Below are 18,169 nucleotides of genomic sequence, written 5' to 3' on the forward strand. Positions count from 1 at the left end.
GCGCAGGTGATGGCGGTGTGCGAGCAGGCCGCGCAGCCGCTGGGGTTCACCCCGAGCGTGCGTTTCACCGGGCCGGTGGAGCACCTGGTGGGCGCGGATGTGGCGGAGCAGTTGGTGGCGGTGCTGCGCGAGGCGTTGTCCAATGTGGCGAGACACGCGGGCGCCTCGCGCGTGGAGGTGGATCTGGCGGCGGACGGCGCGTGGGTCGCGCTCACCGTGAGCGATGACGGCGTCGGTATCGCCCCGGGCGGGCGGCGCAGTGGCCTGACGAACCTGCGCGAACGCGCGCAGCAACTCGGCGGCACCTTCAGCGCGGATCCGGCAGCAGCCGGCGGAACCGTGCTCGCCTGGAAGGTCCCGGCCGTCCTAGCGCCCGGCGCGGAAGCGACCATCGGCGGCGAGGAGCGGGTCTAAGGTCCCTGACCGGTGCGGCCGCGCGGCGCGACGATCGGGATATGGACACTTACGCCCTCGCGATTCTCGAATCCAAGACCGCCGCCGCGATGATGAGCGCGCCGTGTGCGGTCGTGCACTGTGACACCAGCGTCTGGGAAGTGATCGAGCGCTTCCTGACTGGCCCGGCCCGGCATGTGGTTGTCATCGACGCCGCAGGCCGTTATGCCGGGATCATCGGCACCCGGCACCTGGCCGCGCTCTGGCCGCTGGACTCGAAGCAGCTTAAGTCCACGCCGGTCGAAAGCCTCGGCTGCGCCGCGTGGATCGCGCTGCACCCCGACGATGACCTGCGCACCTGCGCACAGGCACTAACCGAGCACCGGCTTGACGCCGCCCCCGTCCTTGACGACGACGGGCGTGTGATCGGCGTGGTCACCGCCCGCGACATCACGCGCGCCGTCGCCGACACCGCCGACCGCAAGCACCACGTCTGGCAGGAGTGAGCACGGTGTCCCGGTCACTTGCTCCGGTCGTCGTCGGGCTCGACGGCACTAGCGCCTCGCTGGCCGCGCTGCACTGGGCGGCGGGCGAGGCGGCGGCGCACGCAGCGCCCCTGGTCGCGGTCTGCGTCTCCGATCCGCGACCACGCCGCATCGCGCCGTACGCGCGCATCGGGAACGCGCAGTCGGACGCCGCCGACACCATCGCCGCGGTCCACCGGATGATCACCGAGAGCGGTATTGCGAACGTGCGGCGCGTCTTCGAGGTCGGGATCCCGAGCCAGGTACTGGTGCGTGTCTCCCTCGGGGCGCGCGTGCTCGTGCTCGGACACGCGGACCATCACCGCTATCGCGATAACCAGGCACCGCCGTATGCGCAGGCCGCGGCGCTCGGCTCGATCGCGCGTGCGTGTGTCGCCCGGGCCACCTGCCCGGTCGTGATCGTTCCGATCCCCGCGCGGCGACCGGCACGCGAGGCCGTCGCACCCCAACCGCGCCGCGTCCCGGCCGCGGTCACACAAGGCACCCAGGGCACGCCGGTCCACGGCAGCCGGGCGATCTACCCCAAACGCCAACCGGTGCCGATCGCGCACGAGTGAAAAGCGCCGACAGTCAATAAGGACGTGCACGATGAACTCCGAGGGTTGAGACGCGATGTCCGAACCGTTGTTCTTCTGCCGCAACGGTCGACAGGTGCGCAACGGCTAGGGCTTTGTGAGGTCCCTGCGAATTCGGTTGAACCGTTTGCCGGTGGGCGTGACAAGCTGGCGTCGTGATTCACGATCTGTCCCCTGTCTTTCTGAGCTGGGATGAGGTGGCCCCGGGCAGTCATCCGTTCGACCGCGGCTCTGCGGCGCAGGTGGTTCGTTCGCTCGGGCCGGCGCAGCGTGTTCCGCATCGCCCCGACGTCCCCGTCGCTAGTGCGGAAATGAGGGCATGGTGTGACGGCGAGGCGGAGCCTTGGGCCGATGCCATGTCGCACGCTCTGGCAGAGGCCTACGGCCGCTGGGTCTTGGGCTGGCGCTGGGCGCACGACGAGGGAGACTTCGATGGCGGTCCGGTCGGGAGTTGGTGCTGCCCGCGGGATTCGATAACGACCCCGCAGGAGACGCTCGCGCGCGTAGCGGAGGCGCTGAGCGAATGGCGCGGATGGCTGGAGAGCCTGTCCGCATGGTTCGAGGCGCGCACCTTGGACCTGGCGGCTGCCGACGATCAGCGCATCCTGTGGGAGCGGACCGCGCGCGATCTGATCCTGCACGTGACCGATCGCACCGGATGCGGCAGCGGCTGGTATAGGCACTGCCGTCAGGTACTCACCTGGTTCCTGAGCCGCTGGGGCGTCGCGCCTGACGTCGCAGAGAAGCTTGTTGATCAAGCAGTCGGCGGGCGATTCGAAAGCTGGACCAGCCCTGACCTTGTTCTGGCCGACGCCGTCGCGGAGAAGCTCGCATTGTCCGTACCGCCGGGCGACGGCGTCCAGGATACCGAGCCGGCCCCGGACCATCTGCAACGCTGGCTGTCGATACGCGAAGCCGTGCCTTGGCATGATGCCCCGCCCGACACCGAGGTCGAGCCAGTGGTTCCGGTGCGTGACGGTGCGGCCGAAGACATCCGCAGCTTTGACGGCGCCCTGGACCCCGCCCGCGCGCAGGGCCTCCTTGCTGCCCTCGAGGCGGCACGCGCCGATGCAGCCCGCGGGGCATCACTCGACTTTGAACTGTTGCGCCACTGGCAGCGGCACATTCTGGCCGAACGCCAGGCACCAGGGTTCCGCACCCAACCCGCCTTCGCCAAGGGCGGCCGGGAACGCTACGGCATCGCCACGAGTACACGTGCCGACTTCGATGCTTGCCTCGCCCAGAGCGCGCGCAACTCCAGCCGGAACCTGCCTCTGAGCGCGCGCGCCGCGCGCGCCTACCTCGACGTCTGCTTCTTCCACCCCTTCGACGACGGCAACGCGCGGTCGGCTTTCCTCACCCTGGTCTTCGTCCTCGCTCGTGAAGGCTTCACGCTTGACGCGGTCGGCCTGCTGCGCCGGATCACGTTTCAAGCCGGCGATCCGAAGGAACCGTTGGTTCTGGCCCGCTACATCGACATCCATCTCACGGAGACCCGGCGCCGCGCCATGTCGCTTCGGAAGACTTGACCGGCTCGCCGCAGTGCACGGCCGCGCAATCGCACGCGATAAACCCGGCGACGTCGGTGGTCATCCTCGCGACAATGGGCGGCGTGGATGAGGTGGAGGTCGTCGTCGCTCATCACGAGCGCGCAACCGTGCGTGTCGGCGAGGTGTTTCTGAAGATCGACACCGATCAGACACGTATCGATGTCGAGGTCGAGGCGATGGCCAGGGCGCCGATCCCGACCGCGCGGATTCTGTGGCGCAAGCCACCCGTGCTCGCGCTCGCCGCACTGCCCGGGACAGCGCTGGGCCGCATCGGCGAGCCGTCGAGCGCATCGCCCGCGGCGTGGGCCGCTGCGGGTGCCGTCGTACGGATGCTGCACGAGGCGCCGCTGCCGCCGTGGCCCAGCTCGAGGTTCGAGGACCTGGCAGCGCGCCTCGACGGCGAATGCGAGTGGCTCGTCGCGAACGGCGTGCTTCCCGCCGACCTGGTCGCGCGCAACCGCCGGGTTGCCGAGGCCGCACTGCAGCCGTCGCCGCGCGTGTTCGCACATGGAGACCTGCAGATCGGCCACGTGTTCGTCGACGGCGACCAGGTCACCGGTGTGGTCGACTGGTCCGAGGCGGGAGCGGGCGATGCCCTCTTCGACCTGGCCAGCCTGACCATCGGACACGATGAGCACCTTGGCGACGTCGTCGCCGGCTACGGCAGCGACGTCGACCTCGACGTAATCCGCGCCGGGTGGTCGTTGCGAAGCCTGCTGGCGGTGCGCTGGCTGCTCGCGCACGGCTTCGACCCATTCGCGCCCGGCTGCGAAGTCGATGTGCTGCGATCCAGTGTGTGAGGTCGCAATACGGGCAGCCGTGACCGAGCGCGCTCGCTGTCAGGATGCCGATCTACTGTGCCTGCGTGGACATGACGCCGAACCTGCGCCGCGCCGTGCGCGCGATCATCCTCGACGAGAACGACCGAATCCTGCTCTGCCGATTCGTCTTGCCCCATCCGGCTGTGCCGAGTCAGGCGGAAGCCGTGTGGGCCGCTCCCGGTGGCGGTATCGAACCCGGCGAGGACCCGCTGGCGGCTTTGCGCCGTGAGTTGCGCGAGGAGACCGGCCTGGCGATCACCGCCGACCCGCCGCACGTCTGGCACCAGGAGGTCGTGGTCGCCAACCATGCGCCGGGCTTCGACGGCATCATCAACGACTATTTCCTCATCCGTGCAAACCACTTCCAGCCGCGCGGCGAGCTGACGGACGCCCAACTGGCCGCAGAGGAGAATCTGGCTGCGTTCCGCTGGTGGCCGCTTTCGGAGATCGCCGGTTACACCGGACCGGACCTATTTTCGCCCCGCGACCTCGCAGCTCCGTTGACGGCGCTTCTCACCACGGGGACGCCAGCCCAGCCGGTTGAGCTGGGTCTCTAAGAGGGTGTACCGGTACCAGAGCTTTTGCATGCTGACGCAAAAGCCTAGCTGTCGGGACGCTCGCCAGCGATCGTTAAAAGCACGCCTGTGGCAGGCGCAACTCGGCCGCTGCGCACAGCGGGAGCCCGACGGCCGCGAAGGAATGAAGGGGAGAGAACATGAGCAATCGTCTTCGGCGCAGTCTCGCCGTGGCGCTGGTCGGTACGGCGGCGGCCGGGACCATGGGGATGTCCGCGACGACGGCCTCGGCCGCGGCGTGGACTCAGACAACCGAGTACTTCAATTACAAGGCGTCGTGTGTATCCGCGGGCAAGCAGGACGTGGCCGCCGGCAACGCCCTCAACTACTACTGCAACTACGAAAACCTAGGTACAAGCTTCCCCGGCCCCGGTTGGGCATGGCACCTCTACGAATTCGTGGACTGACGAGCAGGACTAGACCACGTTCCGAACCGGAGGGTGGCGTCGGTTAGTTCGGCGCGTTGGATGCCGCCGTAGTGGACGGCTCCTTGTTCGTCCATCAGGCAGTAGGTGTCCATGCCGGTGGCGGCGTCCTGTTCGTCGGGCGCGGTGAGTGCGCACTGCAGGATTAGGTACGCGCCTTCGCCGCTGGGGCGCTCGGCGAGGCCGACCGTGAAGGCGTCGATGGTCTCCTCGACGGTGACCAGGGCGACGGTATCGAAGTCGGGGGAGGGCACAGCGAGATTATGCCGTCTGTGGCTCTGTATCCCGGTTGCCCGTGACCAGTTGGCGCTGGCGGCGGGACTCAAATCGGGGGTGGCGGGTGTTGTGTTGAGGGTCAGCGCGATCACACCCGGAAGCGAAGAACGTATGAAGTACTCCCTGCTTGACGTCGCGGCGGTCGGCCACGGCGAAGGTCCGGCCGATGCGTTGCACGGCGCTGTCCCGCTGGCGCAGGCCGCTGAACGGCACGGCTACCATCGCGTCTGGTATGCCGAGCACCACAACATGCCGCAGATCGCCTCGGCCGCCACCAGTGTGCTGATCGCGCACGTGGCCGCGCACACCTCGCGCATCCGCCTCGGCGCGGGCGGGGTGATGCTGCCCAACCACGCCCCACTGGTGATCGCCGAACAGTTCGGCACCCTGGCCGAGCTGCACCCCGGCCGCATCGACCTCGGTCTCGGACGCGCCCCGGGTTCCGACCAGAACACGATGCGCGCGCTGCGGCGTACCGCGCAGTCCGCGGACAGCTTCCCGCAGGACGTCTTGGAACTGCAGGGTTATCTCAGTGGGCGCACTCGCGTTCCCGGCGTGCGCGCGACCCCCGGCGACGGGACCAGCGTGCCGCTGTACATCCTGGGCTCCTCGCTTTTCGGCGCCCAGCTTGCCGCCGCGCTTGGCCTGCCGTACGCCTTCGCCTCGCACTTCGCCCCGGCCGCCCTGGAGGCTGCGGCCGCGACGTACCGTGCGGAATACAAGCCCAGCGCGCAGCATCCCGAGCCGTACCTGATCGTGGCGGCGAACCTAATCGCCGCAGACTCCGCACAGGAGGCGGAGGCGCAGTACGAGGCGGCGTTGCGGTGGCGCGCCCGGCGGTTCCTGGCCCCTGGGCGCGAATTGAGTGAGGCTCAGCTCGACGACCTGCTCGTGTCGCCGTCCGGACAGCAGGTGCGCGGGATGATGCGGCGCACCGCTGCCGGCACACCCGATCAAGTGCACGCCTACCTGGCCGCCTTAGCCGAGGAGACCGGGGCTGACGAGTTGATCCTGGCTCCGGCCGCGACGAGCCGCGCGCTGCGGCTGCGCGCCGTCGAGCTCGTGCCGATGCCCGCACCCGAAGCGTCGCTTGAGCGCGCGGCGGTCTCGGTGCCTGCGGCGCCGAATTAGTGCATGCACGTAGCCTGTGATGCGGCTGCGTGAAATCCCGCGTTACTTCTGGCCCGCTCCCAGCCAAGACTGTCTCCTGCGCACTTACCGGCAGACTCGTATGCCCGCCGACCCTGCTGCGCAGTGACCCACGAACGCGCAGATCAGCGTTATGCAGCGATGGAAAGTGATCGATCACTGGAGGCTCTTGACGCCAGGGTGATCGATCACTATCTTCGCGGTACGCCGTCGCGAACCGATGGGCGGCATGTTTCCTCCACCTGCTCCCGGACCGGCGCTGCCGGGTCCGGTGCTTCACGGCACAGAGGTGCCAGGGAAGGACCTCCCATGACACAGCGCGTCTCCTTCGCCGCGCGCAGAACCCCGGCGGCGGTCGCGGTCGCGTTAGTCGCGACGCTGTCCGCCGCGATGCTTTCCGCCTGCGGCGCACCGACCAGCGCTTCGTCGTCCTCCTCGGCGGCGAGCACGGGGGCACCGGTCAAGCCGTCCAGCCCGATCGCGCTCACGATCCTCGACGGCGGCGGCGACCTCAAGGGCGGCGGCCAGGCCGCGATCGAGGCGTTCGTCAAGGCCAATCCGGACCTGGTCTCCGGCGTTACGTATCAAACTGCTGCGGCGACGGACGTCACCGGGAAGATCAAGGCGCAGCAGATGGGCGGGTCGGTCAGCATATCGATGATCCTCGGCGGCCCCGACGTGCTCGGCGCCGCGCAGGCACAGCACGTCCTGCTCCAGCAGATCCCCGAACAGAACGCGAGCCTGCCGGACTGGTCGGGTATCCAGGACGCGGGCCGGTCGGCCTTCCAGCAGATGTCGGGCGGCGACGGCGTGCTGATCGACTACGACCAGAACGGCCCGTTCATCGACTACAACGCCTCGGCGGTCAGCGCGGCCCAGGTGCCGACCACCCCGCAGGCGCTGCTGGACTGGGCCAAGGCGCATCCTGGCAAGTTCGCCTACGCGGATCCGAATAACTCGGGCTCTGGCAGAGCATTCATCGAGACGCTGCCGTACATGCTGGGTGACTCGAACCCGGCGGACCCGGCCAACGGCTGGAGCAAGACCTGGGCGTACCTCGAGCAGCTCGGTCACTACGTCCACAGTTACCCGACCAGCTCGACGCTGCTGGCTCAGCAATTCGGCACCGGGCAACTCGCCCTCATTCCGACGGTGATCTCCCACGACATCTCGTTCCGCAAGTCCAGCACCTATCCGGCGAACACCGGCATCTCGCTTTTCGCCGACCAGAACTGGATCACCGACGGGCACTACGCGATGATCCCCTCCGGCGTCAGTGCGCAGACGCTGTACGTGGACCTGAAGCTGGAGTCGTATCTGGTCTCCGCACCGGCCCAGCAGCTGCGCCTGACCACCGGCGTGCTGACCACGGCGAACAAGAACGTCACGCTCGACAATGCCGGATCGGCAGCGAGCGCGTTCGTGCAGAAGTGGGGCCGGCCGGACTTCTACCCGACCGCGCTGACCAAGGGCGCCGTGCGCAACCCGCTTTCACCCGCGAACCTGCAGCAGGCATTCAACCTCTGGCAGCGTAATGTCGGGGCCAAGGTCGGCGGCTGACCGATGGCGATCACCATGACCGACGCACAAGCGAGGGCGGCCAGCGCGGGATTCGAGAAGCTCTCGCTGCGCGGGGTCACCCGCGCCTACGGCAAGAACCCGCCCGCACTGTGCGACTTCGACCTCGAACTCGGCCGCGGCGACTTCGTGGCGCTGCTCGGCCCCTCCGGCTGTGGCAAGTCCACCGCTCTGGCCTGTCTCGCCGGCCTGCAGCCGCTGACCCGCGGCTCGATCTGGCGCGATGAGGAGCGCATCGACACCAGGCCGACCGAGCAGCGCGGCTTCGGCATGGTGTTCCAGAACTACGCCCTGTTCCCGCACCTCAGTGTCCAGAAGAACGTCGAGTTCGGCTTGGCCATGCGCAAGGTCGCCCGCCGGGAGCGGCAGCAGCGTGCGCTCGCGGCGCTGCGCACCGTCCAGCTCGAAGAGCACGCGGGCAAGCTGCCTTCGCAGCTGTCCGGCGGGCAGCAGCAGCGTGTCGCGATCGCCCGGGCCTTGGCCATCGAACCCGAGGTGGTGCTGATGGACGAGCCGCTGTCGAACCTGGACGCCGCACTGCGTATCGAGATGCGCACCGAGATAAAGCGGCTCTACCAGGAACGCGGGCTGACGGTCCTTTACGTCACCCACGACCAGGAAGAAGCGCTCTCGCTGGCCACGCGCCTGGTCGTGCTGCGCAAGGGTCGCCTGGAGCAGACCGGCACTCCGCAAGAGGTGTACACCAACCCGGTCAGCGCGTACGTCGCCGGGTTCATGGGCTACCGCAACCTTTTCCCGGCAAGCTATCTGGAGTCGGGCGCAGGCCGGGAAGTGACGGTCAGCGCCTTCGAGACCAGCGTGACCGGCACATTGATCGCCGGTGAGCAGCCGGTCTCCGGTGGCGAAGTCACGGTCGCGATCCGGCCAGAGGATTTCACGATCGCCGCGGACGCGGATAAGAACGCGATCAAGGCGATTGCCGAGGTGGTCGAGTTCCACGGGCGTGAGCTTTCGGTTCAGGCGCGCACCGCCGCGGGCGGGGTGCTGCATCTGAAAACCGATCAGTCGGTGGTGGCCGGATCCAATCTGGCGCTCACCGCACGGCCGGACCGCGTCCTGGTCTACCAGGGCGGCCTTGACCGCAGCGAACTCGACATCGAAGTCGGCGCCGCATGACCGCAACGCCCGCGCCCGCCCGAATGCCGCGTCAGCCGATTCGCCATCGGCTGGCCGAGCGGGGCATCGACTTCTCGCTCTTGCTTCTGCTTCCCGCCGTTGCCGTGATCGCCGGGTTGTTCCTCTACCCGTTCATCTACGGGGTCGGCATCTCGTTCCAGCCGCAAGCCGGCGGTGGCGTGTTCGCCAACTACAAGAACTTCTTCACCGACTCCTACCAGTCCGGCTCGATCCTCAAAACCCTGCGACTGGCGCTGCCGGTCGCGCTGGTGAGCGTCGGGCTGGCGGCGCCCCTGGCCTACCAGTGCCGCCGCGACTTCCGCGGGCGCAAGGTGGTCACGCTGGTGGTGATGCTCCCGATCACCTTCGGCAGCATCCTGATCGCCCAGGGCATGCCGCGGGTCTTCTCGCCCTACGGCTGGGCGAACCTGCTGCTCAACGATGTCGGGTTGCCGCAGGCGAACCTGATCTACAACTACTGGGGCACCTTCATCGCGGCCGTGCTCACCACCCTGCCGCTCTCGTTCCTGATGATGATGGGCTTCTTCGGTGGCATCGACCGCTCGCTGGAACACGCCGCCGCCACCCTCGGCGCCGGTCGCGCGGCACGCTTCTGGCGGATCATCCTGCCGCTGGCGGCGCCGGGCATCCTGACCGCTTTCATGCTCGCCTGCGTCGAGGCCTTCGCGATCTTCCCCTCAGCCATCCTGGTCGGCCAGCCGGACAACCAGACCCACGTGCTGACGATCCCGATCTACCAGGCGGCGTCGCAGAATTCTGACTATACCCAGGCCTCTGCGATCGCCATCGTGCTGACCGCGATCGAACTGCTGATCCTCGCTCTGGCCGTGTTCGTCCGCGGCCTGTTGTTTAAGGGCCCGGCCACTGGAGGGAAGGGCTGACTATGACCGCTGCGACTCTCGCCCCGGCTCCGGCGGCGCCGCCGCCCACATCCACGCGCCGCCGGCCCACCGTCACGGCGGTGCTGACCTGGCTCGTCGCGGGCCTGTTCGCCGCCACGCTGCTCTCGGTGCTCGCCTCGGTGATCGTGACCGCGCTGTCCACCTCCTGGGGTGGAGGCTGGCTGCCGGCCGGCTTCACCTTCTCCTGGTTCAGCCAGGCCTGGAACACTCCGGGGCTGGCCGACTCCATCAAGGTCACCTTCGAGGTGGCGATCGCGGACGTCGCCGTCGCGCTGCTGATCGGCGTTCCCGCCGGTTACGTCCTGGCGCGCAAGAAGTTCCCCGGCCGCAACGCGATCCTGCTGTTCGTCCTCTTGCCGGTCATCCTTCCGTCGCTGACCTACGCGGTGCAACTCGCGGCCCTGATGTACCGTCTCGGGATCGGCGGCACCCTGCTCTCGGTCATCCTGGTCAATCTGGTGCCGATCCTGCCGCTGGTCATCCTGATCACGGTGCCGTTCGTCGAGCAGATCTCGCCCGACGTCGAGCACGCCGCGAAGGTCTTCGGGGCCGACAACCTCCGGCTGTTCAGCAGAGTCCTGGTACCGCTGCTGGCTCCCGGCATCGTCGCCGCCGGGGTGCTGAGCCTGGTGCGCGTGCTCGGATCGTTCGAGCTGACCTTCTTCGTCTCCGGCGCCAAGACCCAGACGCTGGTGGTAACCATCTTCGGCGCGCTGTCGGACCCCGGCGGTCCGCCGCCCGCGCTGACCGCCGCGATGACGGTGTTCTACATGGCCATCGCCTTGCTCGGACTGCTGATCAGCCTGCGGTTCGCCAACCCCGCCCAGACGCTGGCCCGACCGGCGCGGCGCGTCCTCTAGCGCCGAACGATCAAAGGACCACCATGACCCACCCCGCCCGCCCTGTTCGGGTCGCGATCATCGGCGCCGGAAGCATCGCCGAGGCCGCCCACCTGCCCGCCATCCGCCCAAGGACCTGAGACCGAGATCGTCGCGGTCGTCGACGTCGACGTGGAGCGTGCGCAGGGTTTCGCAGAGCGCTGTCAGATTCCCGCCGCCTACCGCGACGTCGACGAGATGTTGCGTGAGGCGCGTCCCGACCTAGCAATCGTGTGCACCCCGCCGAGCGCTCACCGCGACGCCGTGGTCACCTGTCTCGACGCTGGGGTATGGGTCTGGTGCGAGAAGCCGCCGACGCTCTCACTGGCCGAGTACGACGAGATCGCGGCGCACGAAATCGAGGGCGGGCCATACGCGTCGTATGTCTTCCAGCACCGATTCGGCTCCGCGGCGCGCGCGCTTCGGGAACAAATACGTACCGGACAACTCGGCGCCCCGCTCGTCGGGGTCTGCCACACCCTCTGGTACCGCGATGACGCCTACTACGAGGTGCCGTGGCGTGGAAAGTGGAGCACTGAGGGGGGTGGGCCGAGTATGGGCCACGGCATTCATCAGATGGATCTGATGCTTTCGTTGCTGGGGGAGTGGGCCGAGGTACGCGCCGCGACCGCCACGCTCGCCCGCGATGTCGAGACCGAGGACGTGTCGATGGCGATCGTCCGTTTCGCCTCAGGCGCGATGGTCTCCATGGTCAACAGCGTGCTGTCCCCGCGGGAGACCAGCTACCTGCGGTTCGACTTCTCCGAGGCCACCGTCGAGCTGACTCATCTCTACGGCTACGACAACAGCAATTGGACCTGGACGCCCGCTCCGCACCGCGCCGACGACGCCCCGACCGACCTCGGCGCGCCGGAGCAGAACGACGCCAGCAGTCACGCCGCGCAGTTGCGCCTACTGCTCGATGCCCTACGTCACGGGCGACGCCCGGAGGTCAGCGGGGACGATGGGCGGCGGGTGCTGGCCTTCATCGCAGCGCTCTACCAGTCCGCGAGCACCGGTCTGCCAGTCACATCCGGCTTGATGACGCCTGATGACCCGTTCTACCGCTCGATGAGCGGCGCTCTCGCCGCGGTCACGGGCACCGAGAAGGAGAACGTCCATGTCTAACGCGCCCTTCCACATCCAGGACGACCACACCGGTACCGAACTGATCGTGAGCGTCGGCGGCAGCGAGATCGCCACGTACGTCTACCGGCCTGACACGCCACGCGCGGAATCGCCCAAGCCCTACCTCTATCCCCTGCGTACGTTGTCGGGTGCACCGGTCGGGGTGTTTCGGCCATGGGACCACCGCTGGCACAAGGGTCTGCAGATGACCTGGTCACACCTGTCCGGACAGAACTTCTGGGGCGGGCCGAGCTTTGATCCGGGCGCACCCGGACACGGCTACGTGTGGCGCGATAACAATGGCAGCCAGCTGCATCGCGGCTTTGACCGGCTCGACACCGAGGGTTCCGACGCCACCGTGACCGAGCGACTGGAGTGGGTGGCGTCCACCGGAGAAAGCTGGCTCGCCGAGCAGCGAACATTGCGCTTCCACAGCGCCGATCCCGCCCGCGGGATCTGGGCATTGGACTTCTCGACCGCATTGACCAACGCGCACACCCGGACCCTCGAGTTCGGCAGCCCCACCACACACGGCCGCCCCAACGCGGGCTATACCGGCCTCTTCTGGCGCGGTCCGCGCGCATTGACCGGACGCGGCATCATCGGGCAGAGCGCGGCCGACGACGAGGTCATGGGGTCCACCGGCGCGTGGGCTGCGATCACCGGCGAGCACGATGAGATCGATGGCGGGGCGACCGTGCTCGCCTACCTTGGCGGCTCTTCCGCCGATGTCCCGCTCAAGTGGTTCGCCCGCAGCGATCCGTTCGCGTGCTTGAATCCGTCGCCGGCGTTCGACGAGGAGATCAAGCTCGAACCCGGGCATGCATTGGAGTTGCGCCACCGGTTCGTGTTCATCGACCAGGTCATGGAACGTGCCGGTCTGCTTCCGATAGCGGAAGAGTTCGCGCTGTGAGTGCCGTAGGCGCCGACACGTATCCCGAGTTCCCCGGCGCGGTCGGCATCAGTGAACTGACGGCCTATTCGTGGCCGACGGCTGACGACGAGCACGGCGGCTCGCCGCACATGCACCTGACCTGCACCGAGGCGTACGCGGTCATCGGTGGCCGGGGCAGACTGCAGACGCTCACCCACACCGGCCCGAGCGTCCAGGAGCTCAATCCTGGAGACGTGGTCTGGTTCACGCCGGGCACGATCCACCGCGCGATCAACGACGGCGACCTGCACGTGCTGGTCATCATGCAGAACGGTGGCTTGCCGGAGGCGGGCGACGCGGTGATGACCTTCCCGCCCGAATATCTGTCCGCTGACCGCTACGGCGCGGTGGCCTCCGTACTCGACGATGGCGGCAACCCCAGCGAGGAGCGCGCCCGAGCGCGGCGCGACCTGGCTGTAGAAGGCTTCTGCGAACTGCTGCGGCGGTGTGAGGCCGGCGATTACTCGGCGCTCGATCACTTCCACCGCCAAGCCGCCGCGCTGGTAGCCCCCCACCTGGACAACTGGCAGAAGCTTGTTGAGCAGGGAGCAGCGGCCGTCGCCGCGGAGGCGCTAGAGCAGATAGATGCGCTGCGCGCCGCAGATGCAGGACACCTCAAGCGCGCCACAGTCAACCGCATCGCCAGCCCACCACAGACCACACTCGGAATGTGCGGGTTCTTGCACGCTTACGACGTGGCGCGCCGCAGTGGACCGCAGCGCCGCTGACCGCACTGCGGCCAAGCCCGAGATCCGCGCACACACTCCGACCTTCAGCAAGGAGCTTTACATGCCCTCCCAGCCTCTGGGCATCATCGTCAACGGAGCCACCGGCCGCATGGGCTACCGCCAGCACCTCGTGCGCTCCCTGCTGGCCATCCGCGAGGAAGGCGGCGTCGAGCTGACCGGCGGTTCGCGTTTGCCCATCGAGATCGTCCTGGTAGGCCGCAACGCCGAGAAGATCGAGGCGATCGCTAAGCGGCACGGCATCGAGCGCTGGAGCACCGACCTCGATGAGGTTCTGGCCGATGACTCGCTGCGCATCTACTTCGATTCCCAGATCACCTCGGTGCGCGAGGCGGCGATCCTCAAGGCGATCGCCGCGGGCAAGGACGTCTACACCGAGAAGCCGGTCGCCGAGTCCGTCGAGTCGGCGCTGCGCCTAGCGCGCGCCGCGGCACAAGCCGGGGTGAAGAACGGCGTCGTGCACGACAAGCTCTACCTGCCGGGGCTGCTCAAACTCAAGCGGCTGATCGATGCGGGGTTCTTCGGCCGGATCCTGTCGGTACGCGGCGAGTTCGGATACTGGGTTTTCGAGGGTGACTGGCAGGCCGCGCAGCGCCCGAGCTGGAACTATCGCGCCCAAGACGGCGGCGGGATCGTCAGCGACATGTTCTGCCACTGGAACTACGTGCTGGAGAACCTTTTCGGCCGGATCCAGGCGGTCACCGCGGTGGCCACGACTCACATCCCGCGTCGCTGGGACGAGCGGGGCAAGCCTTATGACGCCACGGCGGACGACGCGGCCTACGCCATCTTTCAACTCGAAGGCGGCGTGATAGCGCAGCTCAATTCCTCCTGGGCGGTGCGCGTGCATCGGGACGAACTGGTCGAGTTCCAGGTCGACGGCACCGAAGGCAGCGCGGTGGCCGGGCTGCACCAATGCGTGATCCAGCACCGCGCCGCCACCCCGAAGCCGGTGTGGAATCCGGACGTCGCCGAGTCCGGCGGCTATCGCGAGCAGTGGCAGCCGGTGCCTGACAACGCGGTGTTCGAGAACGGATTCAAGGTCCAGTGGGAGCAGTTCATCCGTTACGTCGCGGGAGACGGGGAGCACCCTTACGACTTCCTCGCCGGCGCGCGTGGTGTGCGCCTCGCGCAGGCCGGGCTCAGGTCGAGCGCCGAGGGCCGCACGATCACGCTCGAGGAGCCGACTGTGGAACAGCCTGCCGCGGAGCGTGCCCGATGAGCGTGGTGTGCTTGCCGCGCGCTGACGGAACTTGGCGAGAGCACAGGCTAGGCGGGGCCCCGGCCTGGCGGCGACCGAGCGAGCCAATCGGCTCCCGGGTCGCGTTCGCCGCAGCACATGTCGTCGCGGACCGGTTCGGCGAGAACGTGCCCGGTGCACGGGCGGCGGTCGACTGGGAAACGACGCTGGCCTTTCGCAGGCACCTGTTCTCCTGGGGCTTGGGCGTGGCAGAGGCCATGGACACCGCGCAGCGCGGCATGGGTATGGATTGGCCGGCCACGGAGGAACTGATCCGCCGCTCCACGGCGCAAGCCAAGCAGGTCGGCGGCCGCATCGCCGCCGGAGCCGGCACCGACCACCTGCCTGCCGCGGCGGCGGACCTCGGCACCGTGCTGCACGGCTACGAGGAACAACTCGCAGTGGTCGAAGACGCCGGAGCTCAACCGATCCTGATGGCCAGCCGTCAGCTGGCCGCCGCGGCCAAGGGACCCGACGACTACCTCGCCGTCTACTCCCGGCTCCTGGAACAGGCGAGCCGGCCGGTGATCCTGCACTGGCTCGGCGCTGCCTTCGACCCCGCGCTGGGCGGCTATTGGGGCAGCACCGACGTGCCGAGCGCCACCGCCACCGTGCTCGACCTGATCAAGCAGCACTCTGAGAAGGTCGACGGCATCAAGGTCTCGCTGCTCGACGCGGACCACGAAAAGCGGCTGCGCGCCGACCTACCGGCAGGGGTGCGGCTCTACACCGGCGACGATTTCCACTACCCGGAACTAATCCGCGGCGACGGCACTCACCACTCCGACGCGCTGTTAGGCGTGTTCGCCGCCATCCCACAAGCAGCCTCGGCTGCCCTCCAGGCGCTCGATCGCGGCGACCACGCCGCATATGACGCCGCGTTCGCCCCGACGCTGGAATTGGCCCGGCACCTTTTCGCCGCGCCCACCTACTACTACAAGACCGGCATAGCTTTCCTCGCCTGGCTCAATGACCTGCAGCCTGCTTTCACGATGGTCGGCGGCCTGCACAGCGCGCGCAGCGCCGTCCATCTCGCCGAGGTGTTCCGCCTCGCCGACCGCGCCGGCGCGCTGGCCGATCCAGAACAGGCCGCGGACCGTCTGCGCGTCTTCCTGGCCACCAGCATGGGAGTGATCGCGTGACCACTGCCGCAGCCGCTCTCAGCAGACTGTCTCTCAACCAGAAGACCACCAACGCCTGGAGCCTGCCCGAGGCCGTCGCCGGCTGCCTGCGGGCGGGCATTCCCGCGATCGGAGTCTGGCGTGAACCGTTGCACGAGATCGGCGTGGCCAAGGCTCGCGCGGTCCTTGACGACGCGGGACTGCGGGTTTCGTCGCTGTGCCGCGGCGGATTCCTGACCGCCATCGATCCGGCCGACCGGCGCAAGGCGCTCGACGAGAACCGCGCCGCGATCGACGAGGCCGCCGCCCTGGGCACCGACACCCTGGTCATGGTGGTCGGCGGACTGCCCGAAGGCTCGCGCGACCTAGCCGGCGCGCGCGGCCGAGTCGCCGATGCGATCGCACGGCTGGCGCCTTACGCGGGCGAGCGCGGCGTGCGCCTCGCGCTTGAACCGATGCACCCGATCTTCACCGCGGACCGGGGCGTGCTGGCCACCTTAGGCGAGGCCCTCGACCTCGCCGAGCAGTTCCCGCCCGACCAAGTCGCCGTCGTCATCGACACCTTCCACCTCTGGTGGGACCCGCAGGTTGAACAGCAGATCGCCCGGGCCGCCGGCCGCATCGCCGCCTTCCAGGTCTGCGACTGGATCACCCCGCTGCCCGCTGACACGCTGCTTTCGCGCGGCATGATGGGCGACGGCCACATCGATTTCGCCCACCTGCGTCGCGTCGTCGAAGCAGCCGGATACACCGGCGATATCGAAGTCGAGATCTTCAACGCCGAGATCTGGGCAGCTGACCCGGACCAGACCCTGCGTCAGATGAAAGACCGATATCTCGCCACGGTCTGGGACGGGCCCTGACGCGGCCAAGCAGAAGGCACTCGCGTACCGGACGCAGCAGACAGGCTTGCCTACGTTACTTGGGTGACGTAGATTTTACTCATGCGAGTAAATGAAGACCGCTCCGTCACCACGGCGGCGCGGCGGTCCCAGATCGTGGCCGCCACGATCGAGGCCATCGCCGAGCTCGGATACCGGCAGGCCTCGTTCGCGCGCATCGCGGAGCGGGCCGGCCTCAGCAGCACCCGGCTGATCTCGTATCACTTCGACGGCAAGGACGACCTCATCCGCGCCGTCGTCGCGGACGTGTACACGCGGATCGGCGGCTTCATGACGCAGCGGATGGCCGGCTGCCGGGACGCGCGCACCGCCCTGCGCACCTACATCACCAGCCTGGTCGGGTTCATCGCCGCCAATCGGGCCCCTATGCAGGCGCTGAGCTCGATCTTCCTTGAACATCGGTTCGAGGACGGCGAGAGCTCGTACGACTCCTCCGACGAGCGCGACGTGCTCGGGCACATCGAGGCGATCCTGCGCGGCGGGCAGGGCAGCGGCGAGTTCCGGGCCTTCGACACCTTCGTCATGGCAGCTGCGATCCAGCGGTCGATCGACGGGCTACCGTTCCTCCTGCAAACCCGGCCGGATCTCGACCTCGACCTGACCGCGCGGGAACTGGCGACACTCTTCGACCACGCCACGCGGGCCGAAGCGTGAACACGGCCGAGCACAGTGCGAAGCGCAGCCACACTAAGCGCAGCCGCGATGGCAGCGCTTTGACGGCGCTGCGGATCGTCGCGAACATAGGCGTCCCGCTCGCGCTCTACTACGGATTGCGTGCCCTGGGCGTGGGCGTGTACCTGGCGCAGATCATCTGTACCGTCGTTCCCGCAGCTCTCGCGCTGCGCGGCCTGATTCGCAACCGGCATGCGGACGGCCTCTCGGTCTACATGACCACGATGCTGCTACTCAGCTTGATGATCTCCTTCATCTCCGGCAGCGTCCGATTCCTGCTCGCCCGCGAGGGTTGGCTCACCGGCGTGACTGGGCTCTGGTTCATCGCGTCCATCTGGGCCGACCGTCCGCTCGCCTACCTGTACAGCCGGCCGCTGATCGAACGAAGAACAGGCCCGGCCGGGTACTCCTGGGACGAGCTCTGGGAACGACTGCCGAAGTTCCGCCGAATCTGGAAGGTGACGAGCGCAGCCTGGGGCGTCGGACTGTTAGCCGACTCCGCGCTCCGCGTGCTGATGGCCTACGCGCTGCCGGTTGACTCGGTGCCAGCACTTGGCACCGCGCTCTACGTCGGAACCTCGGCCATCCTCATCGTCATCGC

The 18,169-nt window shown here is 68.1% G+C and carries 21 protein-coding genes; 20 read left to right on the top strand and 1 reads right to left on the bottom strand.

Translation table 11 applies throughout. The annotated features are described in order from the left end of the window. From VN779_RS03000 to VN779_RS03030, 7 genes are all read left to right on the top strand, one after another. Window positions 1–414: sensor histidine kinase (locus tag VN779_RS03000; protein ID WP_325719872.1), on the top strand; the 414-nt coding region annotated here is incomplete at its 5' end. Window positions 415–455: 41 nt separating this feature from the next. Next, window positions 456–899 (top strand): CBS domain-containing protein, encoded by a 444-nt coding sequence (locus tag VN779_RS03005; RefSeq protein WP_325719874.1) that lies wholly within the window; start codon window positions 456–458, stop codon window positions 897–899. Between the two features lie 5 nt (window positions 900–904). After that, window positions 905–1,495, top strand: a complete 591-nt coding sequence (locus VN779_RS03010) for a universal stress protein (RefSeq protein ID WP_325719876.1) — start codon at window positions 905–907, stop codon at window positions 1,493–1,495. A 173-nt stretch (window positions 1,496–1,668) separates the two neighbouring features. Beyond that, window positions 1,669–3,042, top strand: coding sequence for a Fic family protein (locus tag VN779_RS03015; RefSeq protein WP_325719878.1), 1,374 nt, complete (start codon window positions 1,669–1,671; stop codon window positions 3,040–3,042). Window positions 3,043–3,125: 83 nt separating this feature from the next. Beyond that, a complete protein-coding gene (locus VN779_RS03020; RefSeq protein ID WP_349260621.1) occupies window positions 3,126–3,863 on the top strand; it encodes a phosphotransferase family protein in 738 nt (245 codons plus the stop codon). A gap of 71 nt (window positions 3,864–3,934) precedes the next feature. Continuing rightward, complete coding sequence (locus VN779_RS03025) at window positions 3,935–4,441, top strand: NUDIX hydrolase (protein WP_325719910.1); 507 nt, start codon at window positions 3,935–3,937, stop codon at window positions 4,439–4,441. Window positions 4,442–4,599: 158 nt separating this feature from the next. Then, the gene (locus VN779_RS03030) at window positions 4,600–4,866 is read left to right on the top strand and encodes a hypothetical protein (RefSeq protein ID WP_325719885.1); all 267 of its coding nucleotides are present in this window, start codon (window positions 4,600–4,602) and stop codon (window positions 4,864–4,866) included. On the opposite strand, the gene VN779_RS03035 is transcribed toward VN779_RS03030, so the two are convergent. Then, on the bottom strand, window positions 4,848–5,138 hold the full coding sequence (locus VN779_RS03035; RefSeq protein ID WP_325719887.1) for an Imm10 family immunity protein: 291 nt from the start codon (window positions 5,136–5,138) through the stop codon (window positions 4,848–4,850). The two genes, VN779_RS03030 and VN779_RS03035, sit on opposite strands and share 19 nt — an antisense overlap. A gap of 133 nt (window positions 5,139–5,271) precedes the next feature. On the opposite strand from VN779_RS03035, the gene VN779_RS03040 reads away from it, so the two are divergent. The 13 genes from VN779_RS03040 to VN779_RS03100 form a co-directional block, all read left to right on the top strand. Further along, window positions 5,272–6,291 (top strand): LLM class flavin-dependent oxidoreductase, encoded by a 1,020-nt coding sequence (locus VN779_RS03040; protein WP_325719889.1) that lies wholly within the window; start codon window positions 5,272–5,274, stop codon window positions 6,289–6,291. Window positions 6,292–6,618: 327 nt separating this feature from the next. Beyond that, window positions 6,619–7,869: an extracellular solute-binding protein gene (locus VN779_RS03045; RefSeq protein WP_325719891.1), complete on the top strand. Its 1,251-nt coding sequence runs from the start codon at window positions 6,619–6,621 to the stop codon at window positions 7,867–7,869. 15 nt (window positions 7,870–7,884) lie between these two features. Beyond that, on the top strand, window positions 7,885–9,024 hold the full coding sequence (locus VN779_RS03050; RefSeq protein WP_325719893.1) for an ABC transporter ATP-binding protein: 1,140 nt from the start codon (window positions 7,885–7,887) through the stop codon (window positions 9,022–9,024). Further along, window positions 9,021–9,926, top strand: coding sequence for an ABC transporter permease (locus tag VN779_RS03055; RefSeq protein WP_325719894.1), 906 nt, complete (start codon window positions 9,021–9,023; stop codon window positions 9,924–9,926). The genes VN779_RS03050 and VN779_RS03055 overlap by 4 nt, the downstream gene beginning before the upstream one ends. Before the next feature lie 2 nt (window positions 9,927–9,928). Continuing rightward, the gene (locus VN779_RS03060) at window positions 9,929–10,807 is read left to right on the top strand and encodes an ABC transporter permease (protein WP_325719896.1); all 879 of its coding nucleotides are present in this window, start codon (window positions 9,929–9,931) and stop codon (window positions 10,805–10,807) included. 150 nt (window positions 10,808–10,957) lie between these two features. Further along, window positions 10,958–11,953, top strand: a complete 996-nt coding sequence (locus VN779_RS03065; protein WP_349260620.1) for a Gfo/Idh/MocA family oxidoreductase — start codon at window positions 10,958–10,960, stop codon at window positions 11,951–11,953. Beyond that, window positions 11,946–12,866, top strand: coding sequence for a PmoA family protein (locus VN779_RS03070; protein WP_325719897.1), 921 nt, complete (start codon window positions 11,946–11,948; stop codon window positions 12,864–12,866). The genes VN779_RS03065 and VN779_RS03070 overlap by 8 nt, the downstream gene beginning before the upstream one ends. Beyond that, complete coding sequence (locus VN779_RS03075; RefSeq protein WP_325719899.1) at window positions 12,863–13,615, top strand: cupin domain-containing protein; 753 nt, start codon at window positions 12,863–12,865, stop codon at window positions 13,613–13,615. The genes VN779_RS03070 and VN779_RS03075 overlap by 4 nt, the downstream gene beginning before the upstream one ends. Before the next feature lie 61 nt (window positions 13,616–13,676). Then, window positions 13,677–14,855: a Gfo/Idh/MocA family oxidoreductase gene (locus tag VN779_RS03080; protein WP_325719901.1), complete on the top strand. Its 1,179-nt coding sequence runs from the start codon at window positions 13,677–13,679 to the stop codon at window positions 14,853–14,855. Next, window positions 14,852–16,015, top strand: coding sequence for a dihydrodipicolinate synthase family protein (locus tag VN779_RS03085; protein ID WP_325719903.1), 1,164 nt, complete (start codon window positions 14,852–14,854; stop codon window positions 16,013–16,015). Before VN779_RS03080 ends, VN779_RS03085 begins: the two co-directional genes overlap by 4 nt. Beyond that, a complete protein-coding gene (locus VN779_RS03090; RefSeq protein WP_325719905.1) occupies window positions 16,012–16,857 on the top strand; it encodes a sugar phosphate isomerase/epimerase family protein in 846 nt (281 codons plus the stop codon). The genes VN779_RS03085 and VN779_RS03090 overlap by 4 nt, the downstream gene beginning before the upstream one ends. Window positions 16,858–16,938: 81 nt before the next feature. Further along, complete coding sequence (locus tag VN779_RS03095; protein ID WP_325719907.1) at window positions 16,939–17,550, top strand: TetR/AcrR family transcriptional regulator; 612 nt, start codon at window positions 16,939–16,941, stop codon at window positions 17,548–17,550. Between the two features lie 59 nt (window positions 17,551–17,609). Next, window positions 17,610–18,169, top strand: a 560-nt coding sequence (locus tag VN779_RS03100) for a VC0807 family protein (protein ID WP_325719909.1), incomplete at its 3' end; no start/stop codon positions are given.

Source organism: Actinocrinis sp. (assembly GCF_035605935.1).
In the GTDB taxonomy this organism is placed as follows: domain Bacteria; phylum Actinomycetota; class Actinomycetes; order Streptomycetales; family Catenulisporaceae; genus Actinocrinis.

What these genes read in the sequence shown, in the direction of transcription:
- VN779_RS03005 (WP_325719874.1), top strand. Translation starts at nt 456, where the DNA reads ATGGACACTTACGCCCTCGCGATTCTCGAATCCAAGACCGCCGCCGCG.
- VN779_RS03025 (WP_325719910.1), top strand. Translation starts at nt 3,935, where the DNA reads ATGACGCCGAACCTGCGCCGCGCCGTGCGCGCGATCATCCTCGACGAG.
- VN779_RS03030 (WP_325719885.1), top strand. Translation starts at nt 4,600, where the DNA reads ATGAGCAATCGTCTTCGGCGCAGTCTCGCCGTGGCGCTGGTCGGTACG.
- VN779_RS03040 (WP_325719889.1), top strand. Translation starts at nt 5,272, where the DNA reads ATGAAGTACTCCCTGCTTGACGTCGCGGCGGTCGGCCACGGCGAAGGT.
- VN779_RS03045 (WP_325719891.1), top strand. Translation starts at nt 6,619, where the DNA reads ATGACACAGCGCGTCTCCTTCGCCGCGCGCAGAACCCCGGCGGCGGTC.
- VN779_RS03050 (WP_325719893.1), top strand. Translation starts at nt 7,885, where the DNA reads ATGACCGACGCACAAGCGAGGGCGGCCAGCGCGGGATTCGAGAAGCTC.
- VN779_RS03055 (WP_325719894.1), top strand. Translation starts at nt 9,021, where the DNA reads ATGACCGCAACGCCCGCGCCCGCCCGAATGCCGCGTCAGCCGATTCGC.
- VN779_RS03060 (WP_325719896.1), top strand. Translation starts at nt 9,929, where the DNA reads ATGACCGCTGCGACTCTCGCCCCGGCTCCGGCGGCGCCGCCGCCCACA.
- VN779_RS03070 (WP_325719897.1), top strand. Translation starts at nt 11,946, where the DNA reads ATGTCTAACGCGCCCTTCCACATCCAGGACGACCACACCGGTACCGAA.
- VN779_RS03080 (WP_325719901.1), top strand. Translation starts at nt 13,677, where the DNA reads ATGCCCTCCCAGCCTCTGGGCATCATCGTCAACGGAGCCACCGGCCGC.
- VN779_RS03085 (WP_325719903.1), top strand. Translation starts at nt 14,852, where the DNA reads ATGAGCGTGGTGTGCTTGCCGCGCGCTGACGGAACTTGGCGAGAGCAC.
- VN779_RS03095 (WP_325719907.1), top strand. Translation starts at nt 16,939, where the DNA reads ATGCGAGTAAATGAAGACCGCTCCGTCACCACGGCGGCGCGGCGGTCC.